The 8,799-nt window shown below is 47.0% G+C and carries 9 protein-coding genes; all 9 read left to right on the top strand.

All coding sequences use genetic code 11. The features are described 5' to 3' along the window. The first annotated feature begins 350 nt into the window (after window positions 1–350). Window positions 351–947 carry a helix-turn-helix transcriptional regulator gene (locus J1785_RS06595; protein WP_129953098.1) on the top strand — a complete coding sequence of 199 codons (597 nt, stop codon included), beginning with the start codon at window positions 351–353 and terminating at the stop codon, window positions 945–947. 75 nt (window positions 948–1,022) lie between these two features. Continuing rightward, window positions 1,023–1,709, top strand: a complete 687-nt coding sequence (locus tag J1785_RS06590) for an EAL domain-containing protein (RefSeq protein WP_129953097.1) — start codon at window positions 1,023–1,025, stop codon at window positions 1,707–1,709. Window positions 1,710–1,996: 287 nt separating this feature from the next. Further along, complete coding sequence (locus tag J1785_RS06585; protein ID WP_129953096.1) at window positions 1,997–2,212, top strand: hypothetical protein; 216 nt, start codon at window positions 1,997–1,999, stop codon at window positions 2,210–2,212. Between the two features lie 74 nt (window positions 2,213–2,286). Beyond that, the gene (locus J1785_RS06580; protein ID WP_217219074.1) at window positions 2,287–2,943 is read left to right on the top strand and encodes a YjbF family lipoprotein; all 657 of its coding nucleotides are present in this window, start codon (window positions 2,287–2,289) and stop codon (window positions 2,941–2,943) included. Next, on the top strand, window positions 2,940–3,683 hold the full coding sequence (locus tag J1785_RS06575) for a capsule biosynthesis GfcC family protein (protein WP_217219073.1): 744 nt from the start codon (window positions 2,940–2,942) through the stop codon (window positions 3,681–3,683). The genes J1785_RS06580 and J1785_RS06575 overlap by 4 nt, the downstream gene beginning before the upstream one ends. Beyond that, window positions 3,683–5,773 carry a YjbH domain-containing protein gene (locus J1785_RS06570; protein WP_217139464.1) on the top strand — a complete coding sequence of 697 codons (2,091 nt, stop codon included), beginning with the start codon at window positions 3,683–3,685 and terminating at the stop codon, window positions 5,771–5,773. Before J1785_RS06575 ends, J1785_RS06570 begins: the two co-directional genes overlap by 1 nt. Window positions 5,774–5,942: 169 nt before the next feature. Then, window positions 5,943–7,373, top strand: a complete 1,431-nt coding sequence (wbaP, locus tag J1785_RS06565) for an undecaprenyl-phosphate galactose phosphotransferase WbaP (protein WP_217219072.1) — start codon at window positions 5,943–5,945, stop codon at window positions 7,371–7,373. A gap of 97 nt (window positions 7,374–7,470) precedes the next feature. Continuing rightward, entirely contained in the window at window positions 7,471–8,604 is a 1,134-nt protein-coding gene (locus J1785_RS06560) for a polysaccharide export protein (RefSeq protein ID WP_217219071.1), read from the top strand. A gap of 1 nt (window position 8,605) precedes the next feature. Continuing rightward, on the top strand, window positions 8,606–8,799 hold a 194-nt coding region (locus tag J1785_RS06555; protein ID WP_476655349.1), incomplete at its 3' end, for an arsenate reductase/protein-tyrosine-phosphatase family protein.

Genomic DNA, 8,799 nt, shown 5'->3' with positions numbered 1-8,799 from the left:
TCTTAGATCTGCGAAGTCATTAACACTAAAAGCGTCGTATACGTCACATTTTGGTGGTTGATTAGGAATAAGCATAAGAATCCGCCTAGAAAACAGGCATGCATTTAACGATAAGAAAGTGTAAATCGATCGGTCAAACCTATTGTTAGGTCTTATTATGAGCGAGAAAAACGATTTGAAGAGTTTCGGCTGCGTATTACTCTACGTACAGATACTGAAAAGTTTTAAATATGTTTTAGAGCGGATCTAAACATTCTTTTTTCTTATCTCTTTCTGAGAGTGCTTTATTCTTCCCCGGATTGACGAGGCAGAATTTGAGCGTTTTTAAAACCACATAATTAGGCGGCCCAATGCCTCGGGTAATAATCTGGAGTGAGTGCCAATTTACCAAGTTGGCGTTAAAAGAAATAATCTCCAAGAAGCTGCCTTACGTTGACCATGTCATCTCTTTTGACCAGAGCAATGGGATGAACTTGTTGGCGAGAGATTACTTAATCATCGATCCGTCAGGCGGTGGCTTCCACAGGTGTTATGAGTTTTTAAGAGAAAATCTGAATATATTGGACCCGGAGAGAATTCTGGTTGTGTCTTCAGCCGTGGATATGTTAATGCTCGAACTTTTACTGAAAAAGGAGTTTAAATTCCTCAAGAAGAAGAGTGAATTGTCAGACGTGGAGACATCGGTCGAGCAATTCATCCGGCTTCAGGGCAGTGCGATTAACAAGCAAGAATTCAATTATAATATTACCAAAATGGAAGAAAAAGTTTTGGTGATGATGATGTCTGGTCTGTCTGTCACCAGCATTTCAAATATTCTAAAGCTCAGTGTTAAAACGATAAGTGTGCATAAATGCAACTCACTAAGAAAAATAGGTGTTGATGCCAGCAGCAGTTCAGCTTTGTTCTTTTTGCACAAACATGCCGTGGGAAACAGAATTGTCCGATAAGAAGAAAACATTTTAAGCCAGCCTTGCACAGTGCAGGTAAGCGCGCCAGACGTTGCTATTTTTCAGGGGTAAGAAATGCGATCACTCAAAAGAAGCCATCCCGGCTTCATGTATGAACCCATCGTGTCCGTCTCGGGAGTGATGCTTGGTTTTGAGCTGGTTAAGAAAAGGAATGCAAGGGAAAGCAACGAAAATTCAGTGCATTACGATTTACCTCTCTCTGCAGAAGAGAAGGTGAAGAGCTTCTTTGAGCAGGTCACGACAGCCTGTGTCAATGAAAGCATCTTTATCGCCAACGGCTTTTTATTGTCGATCAATATTGACTATGAGATTGCGGTGCATATTGCCAACAATCAGGCGATACAAAAGGTTTTACAGCAGCACAAATATATAAGACTTGAGGTGAGTGAGGATTTTCACGAATTCAGTGCCGGACAGGAACGCCCTGTACTTCAGTCTTTAGCGGCATGCTGTCCTCTATGGCTGGATAATTTTGGCGCCGGTGACACCAGCCTTACGCTTGTGATGAGCGAAAAGTTTGAATATATAAAAATCAGTAAGGTCTTTTTTTGGCAACACCAGGGAACTCAGTCTCTAAGAAAAGTGATCCGCCATCTCCGCCCGTATTGCGGGGGCGTTATTATCAATGGTGTCGAGAATTCGCAGCATATTGAGTACTTAAGCGGCAGTGATATTCTTGCTATGCAAGGTACATTATGGTTGCCATATAGTCAGGATGAATTAGTACAGTCATTTTTTTGAAAAGATTAACTGTTTATAATAACCCCATAATAAGCACGAATAGCTAATTTATGCGGTTATTTTAAAGGTGCGGGGACTTATCGCCTGAAATATTTTGGCGAGGGTATCTTGTGCAAATTACTACCGAAATTATCGTTTGGCAAATTGGTGGCCGTAAACCAGGGGCGGTAGCATAGCTAAAATATATACGGTGTTAAATTGTACAATAATTATTTTCTGTTGATATACTCAAAGAGCCCATTGCTTATTGGGTGAACAATTCGTCTGTCAATTGAAGAGGAGTAATTATGAGAAAAGCCATGCTTTCTGCTATTGCCCTGATGCTGCTGCCGCTATATTCGCAGACAACATCTGCTGCTGAACTCAGCAAAGGGGAAACAGTGGCGGCAGTGGTCGGTACCGGTGGCGCAATATTAGCCGCAGGCCTGATTGCTGTAGGTAACGATGATAGTAACGGTAACAGCAACACCAATACCTCAACTACCACCACAACCTCACGCTAATAAGTCACTTAATTATAACCACACATCCGTGTGGTTATTTTCCCACATGATAATAAAGATATAGGGAATCACTTGTGCGCTATTCCTTATTGCTCCTCTGCCTCTTATTACAAGCATGTACCCCTTCGCAAAACAGTCTGGTTGATACTTTTAAGGTTACCGTGAAGGGGCCGCAGGATGTCGTGGTGCCACCCGAAAGAATTGCCGCTATTCCTTACGGCAGCATTTATTTAAAACTGCCTACGTCAGCGCAAATCTTTGTGGTTGGTTATCTCCAGGATGGCTTTGAAAAATGGAGTACCGGCGACCAGGTTGTCTTTATTACCAGGAATAGTCGCCTGGTACGGTCAACCGGTTATTCGCAAGGCGATCTGCTGGAAGTCACCAATCTGCCCCAGGACCCGTTGCTGCATGCAGCGAGTTTGCATGAGGGGGCGAACTGGACACGCCTGATGCGCTGGACGGAGAACCGGCAACCCTTGTCATCGGTTGTCACATCCCGTTTCAGCCGTCAGGACGACGAAACCCTGACCCTTCCCGGAAGAGTCGTCGCCTGCCAGGTGTGGCGCGAGGATGTCACGCTTCAGGCCACGGGTGACCGCTGGCAAAACACGTTCTGGGTGGATCCGCAGAGCGGATTAGTGCTCAAGAGCAATCAGAGGCTGGGAGCAGATATGCCGGTGAGTATGACATTGCTCAAACCAGCCAATGCGGGGATCCCACCAGCATGAAAATAAAAACACTGTTATTCCTTTTCAGCACCTTGCCGGGGATGGCATTTTCCGCAGGTAACGTGACCGTATATACCGGCGCCTCTCAGGGGCAGCCGGTGCAGACACTCAGCCATATTAAAGATATGCGTCAGATGATGGCGGAGTCTGATCTGATCCGTCATTCCTGGGCACCCGGTACGGTGATTGCTGTGCCTGCCGCAACGTCTGAGGCGCAGCAACAGTATCTGAACATGCAAAACCAGCTGAAAGCCTGGAGTATCACCGAGAGTGGCGATACGCAGCAGACCATTAACCGCGTTATTCAGCAATTGCAGGGGCTGCGGGTTACCGGCCGTCAGTTTACGCAGATGGATGCGGATCTGATCCTGAACAACAATGCCGCGAACCGGCAGTTGCAGGGAGATTATCGCGTTTATACCGCAACGCGTCCCGACAGCATCTGGCTGCTTGGGGCGGTGAGCGGGGCGGGGAAACAGCCGTGGGTTGCGGGACGCACGGTGCGTGAATATCTCGGGGAGCATCAGTTTCTTGCCGGTGCCAATCTGAATGAAGCCGTGGTGATTGATCCCAACGGAACCGTCCGGGTTGCACCGGTCGCGTACTGGAACTATCGCCACGTTGAAGCCCAGCCGGGCAGTATCATTTGGGTCGGTTTTTCTGACTGGACGCTGCCGCGTCAGTATAAAAACCTTAATCAGAACATCGTCTCTGTTTTGGCGCACCGGATCCCTGACTGATGAAACCAAAATATCTTCTCAGCCTGCTCGCTTTGTCCGTGGTGTGTGCTAATACAGCCCGGGCGCAAACTTATAATGAACCTCTTGGTCCTTCGCAATCGGATTTTGGCGGCGCGGGGCTTTTACAAACACCAACGGCGCGGATCCCCAAAGAAGGGGAGTTCAGCGCCAACTACCGTGATAATGATGCGTACCGCTTTTACTCGCTCTCGATGGCGCTGTTTCCCTGGCTGGAAACCACGTTGCGTTATACCGACGTGCGTAACCGGCTTTACAGCAATGATCCGAATTTCAGCGGCGATCAGACTTACAAAGACAAGTCTTTCGATGTGAAATTAAGGCTGTGGGAAGAGGGCTACTATCTGCCACAGGTTGCGTTCGGCAAGCGCGATATCGGCGGCACCGGTTTGTTCGACAGCGAATATCTGGCTGCCAGTAAAGCGGCCGGGCCGTTAGATTTCACGCTGGGGATTGGCTGGGGGTATATCGGTAACAGCGGTAATATCACTAACCCTTTCTGCAAAGCCAGCGATAAATATTGTACCCGTGCTCAAAGCCATTCCACCGGCGATATCTCCCTCAATGATATGTTCCGCGGACCTGCGGGAATATTCGGTGGCGTGGAGTATCAGACTCCCTGGCAGCCGTTGCGCCTGAAAGTGGAATACGATGGCAATAATTACCGCGATGATTTCGCCGGAGCATTAAAACAGAGCAGTAAGATTAATGTCGGTGCCGTTTATCGCCTGGCCAGCTGGATGGATGTCAATGCCAGCTACGAGCGCGGCAATACCTTTATGTTCGGTTTTACCCTGCGCAGTAACATGAACGAGTGGGTACCGCATCAGATTGACGATCCGGTACCTGACTATCAGCCGCAGCAGCAAAGCGCGGGAATGGTCAATTACAGCGTCGCCACCGGTCAGCTGGCGCAGCTCAAAAGTAATGCCGGGTTTAGCGAACCGCGTATCGACATTCGTGACGATACCCTGAACGTCACGGGGCAGCAGGATAAATATCGCAATACGTCAAAAGGCGTAGACCGTGCCAATCTCATCATGCTGAATAATCTGCCAGCCAATGTCGATACACTGGATGTAACCCAAAACCGCTTTGGTATGCCGATGGTCACCACCCGTACCCGCGTGGCGAGTCTGCGTCAGCAGCAAGAGGGTTATCCGCTGGGCCAGGAGCAATCCCTGAATCAGCAACGGATTGAACCTGTCACTGACGTCGGTCAGGGATTCTTTATCGGCAAAGACCGGTTTAATTACAGCCTGTCGCCGGTATTAAGACAATCCGTCGGCGGCCCTGAAAACTTTTACATGTATCAGGTCGGGGTACTGGCGGATGCCAACTACTGGCTGACAGATCATCTGCTGGTTGATGGTGGTGTGTTTGGCAACATCGCCAATAACTATGATCAGTTCCGCTACAATGGCGTCAGTAATGACTCTTCTCTGCCACGCGTGCGAACGCGTATCCGTGAATACGTCAGCAACGATGTCTATGTGAATAACCTGCAAGCCAACTACTTCCGGTATCTGGGCAACGGTTTCTACGGACAACTTTATGGCGGCTATCTGGAGATGATGTACGGCGGCGTAGGGGGCGAAGTGCTCTACCGGCCACTCGACTCTGACTGGGCGCTGGGCATTGATGCCAACTACGTTAAACAGCGTGACTGGGACGACATGATGCGTTTCACCGATTACAAAACTGCCACCGGCAACCTGACAGCTTACTGGCGGCCAGCGTTTATGGATGATGTGCTGGTGAAAATGAGCGTCGGGCAATATCTGGCTAAAGACAAAGGCGGCACGTTGGATCTCTCCAAACGCTTTGACAGTGGTGTCACCGTGGGCGCCTATGCGACGTTGACGAATGTCTCGAAACAGGAATACGGGGAAGGCTCCTTTACGAAGGGGTTCTATATCTCTGTTCCGCTGGACTTGCTGACGGTCAAACCAACACGCAGTACGCCAACGGTTAGCTGGACACCGCTGACGCGTGATGGTGGCCAGATGCTGGGCAGGCAGTACGGCTTATACGGTATTACTTCAGACAGAGATATTCCGCAGTTGCCTTAAAGAAAGGTTGTGCCTGACTGGAATAGTCAGGCATCTACAAATGACTTATTTATTTTTTTTCTGATATTACTGCATGTCAGGAGACAGTTAATGAAGTCCATTATTATAAGCCTATTAACCTGATGTTCTCAGGTAATAATTTTTTTTCGTTACTTGTTGTGAGGGAAATATGACATTTCTCACCAGAAATTTTTACTCAAGCCTGTTCCTTGCTCTTTCAGATTTTTTCAGTTTTGTTCTGTCGATTTATGTCGCTAAAATATTGTTGAGATTCATGCTCAAAGAGTTTGATGACTATATTCCCGCTGAACATGTCACTGCCCTTGTTTTATTACACTGGACGCTGGCATTTTGCTGTGTTGGCTGGTTCTCCATACGCTTACGGCATTATTACTACCGCAAAACCTTCTGGTTTGAGCTGAAAGAAATCTTACGTACATTGGTGATTTTTGCCGTCATTGAAATTGCCGTGATGGCTTTCGCCGAGTGGAATTTCTCACGTTATATGTGGATCCTCACCTGGATGCTGGTGCTGATACTTGTCCCTTGTGCCCGCATGCTGACTAAACACATATTAACGGTTCTGGGGATCTGGCGACGGGATGCGATTATTATCGGCACCGGTAAAAATGCTCATGAGGCCTTCAAAGCGATTCAAAGCGAGAAGAACCTCGGGTTAAATGTCACCGGATTTATATCCAGTGAACCAACAGATAAACCGGGCGACAGTATTAATGGTATCCCGATCATATTCTGCGATGACCTGTGGTTATTAACCCCTTGCGACAAAAAAACGCAGTTTATTGTCGCCGTGGAATCGCATCAGGGTGATATCCGCAATTACTGGCTACGGATGTTTATGATCCACGGCTACCGGTATGTCTCTGTGATCCCGACCCTGCGCGGTATGCCGCTCGACAGCACCGATATGTCGTTTATTTTCAGCCATGAAGTGATGATATTACGTGTTCATCAGAACCTGGCCAAATGGTCATCACGTTTCCTGAAGCGCGCCTTCGATATTGCGGCTTCACTGGGCATTATTGCCATACTCTCTCCGCTGTTGCTGTATATCAGCTACAAAGTCAGGAAAGATGGCGGCCCGGCGATTTATGGTCATGAACGCATTGGTAAAGGCGGGCGTCCTTTTAAATGCCTTAAATTCCGCTCGATGGTCATTAATTCCAAAGAAGTGCTTGAAGAATTGCTGGCAAATAACCCGGAAGCGCGTGCCGAGTGGGATGAGACATTTAAACTGAAAAACGATCCACGTATTACGCGCATCGGACATTTATTGCGTAAAACCAGTATGGATGAGTTGCCGCAGTTATTTAATGTACTAAAAGGAGAAATGAGCCTTGTCGGGCCGAGACCTATTATTAACGCTGAACTGGAGCGATACAGTGATGAGGTAGATTATTACTTACTGAGTAAGCCGGGAATGACCGGATTATGGCAGGTGAGTGGTCGCAGTGATGTGGATTACGAGACCCGCGTCTATCTGGACGCCTGGTATGTAAAAAACTGGTCGATGTGGAATGACATTGCCATTTTATTTAAAACAGTAAGTGTTGTGCTTAGAAAAGACGGTGCTTATTAACAGTTATTTAAATAATGCATCACCCTCATGTATTGGCTGCTAATCATTAGCGTCATGGCCAACATCAATTTCTGTTGAACCACATGATATGGATTTTATGAAAAAAAATACCTTTAAGATTTCTGCATTATTCGGGGCTTTGTTACTGAGCGGATGTACGGTTATTCCAGGGCAGTCGTTAAGTACCATGGACAAAGACGTTGTTCAACCTACTGATAGCAATTATGACATTGATAAATTAGTTAACGTTTACCCGATGACGCCCGGCCTGGTAGATCAGCTGCGCCCGTTAACTGAAGAAGCACGCCCCAATCCTGAACTGGATATGCAACTGCAAAACTATCAATACCGTATCGGTGTCGGTGATGTCCTGATGGTTACCGTGTGGGATCACCCGGAACTGACTACGCCGGCAGGCCAGTACCGCAGCGCCAGCGATACGGGTAACTGGGTCAATGCCGATGGGACGATATTTTATCCATATATTGGAAAAATATACGTAGTGGGAAAAACACTTGCAGAAGTGCGTGATGAGATCACTCGTCGTTTAGCCACTTATATTGAAAGCCCTCAGGTTGATGTAGGAGTTGCGGCTTTTAGATCTCAGAAAGTATATGTTACAGGGGAGGTTGTGAAATCTAGCCAGCAGCCAATCACTAATATCCCACTTACCATAATAGATGCGATTAATGCAGCGGGAGGGATGGCTCCAGATGCCGATTGGCGCAACGTGGTACTCACCCATAATGGACAAGATACGCGTATATCGCTCCAAGCACTGCTACAAAATGGGGATTTAACTCAAAACCACCTGCTTTATCCAGGTGATATACTTTATGTACCGCGCAATGATGACTTAAAAGTTTTTGTTATGGGGGAAGTAGGAAAACAAAGTACGCTTAAAATGGATCGTAGTGGCATGACTCTGGCGGAAGCATTAGGTCATGCGGAGGGGGTATCACAAGATATGTCAGATGCTTCTGGGATCTTCGTAATCCGACAGGTTTTAGGCAGTAAGCAAGGAAAAATTGCAAATATTTATCAGCTCAATGCAAAAGATGCTTCTGCGATGGTAATGAGCACGGAATTTCACCTACAACCCTATGATATTGTTTATGTTACCACGGCTCCCGTGGTTCGATGGAACCGAGTTATATCTCAAATCGTGCCGACAATATCTGGTGTGCATAGTATAACTGAAGCAACCCGCTTTGTCCGAAATTGGGATTAATATGCATCATTCCATCTTAGTTGTATGTACCGGAAATATCTGTCGTTCACCAATAGCTGAGAGGTTATTGAATAATTATTTACCAAATATGAAAATAAGTTCTGCTGGTATAAAAGCATTGGAAAATAAGGATGCTGACACGTCTGCCATTGCTGTTGCTGAAAAACATGGTGTTTCTTTATTAGGTCACAAAGG

It is taken from the genome of Rahnella perminowiae, assembly GCF_019049755.1.
In the GTDB taxonomy this organism is placed as follows: domain Bacteria; phylum Pseudomonadota; class Gammaproteobacteria; order Enterobacterales; family Enterobacteriaceae; genus Rahnella; species Rahnella perminowiae.
This window is presented reverse-complemented; position numbering and strand designations above follow the sequence as displayed.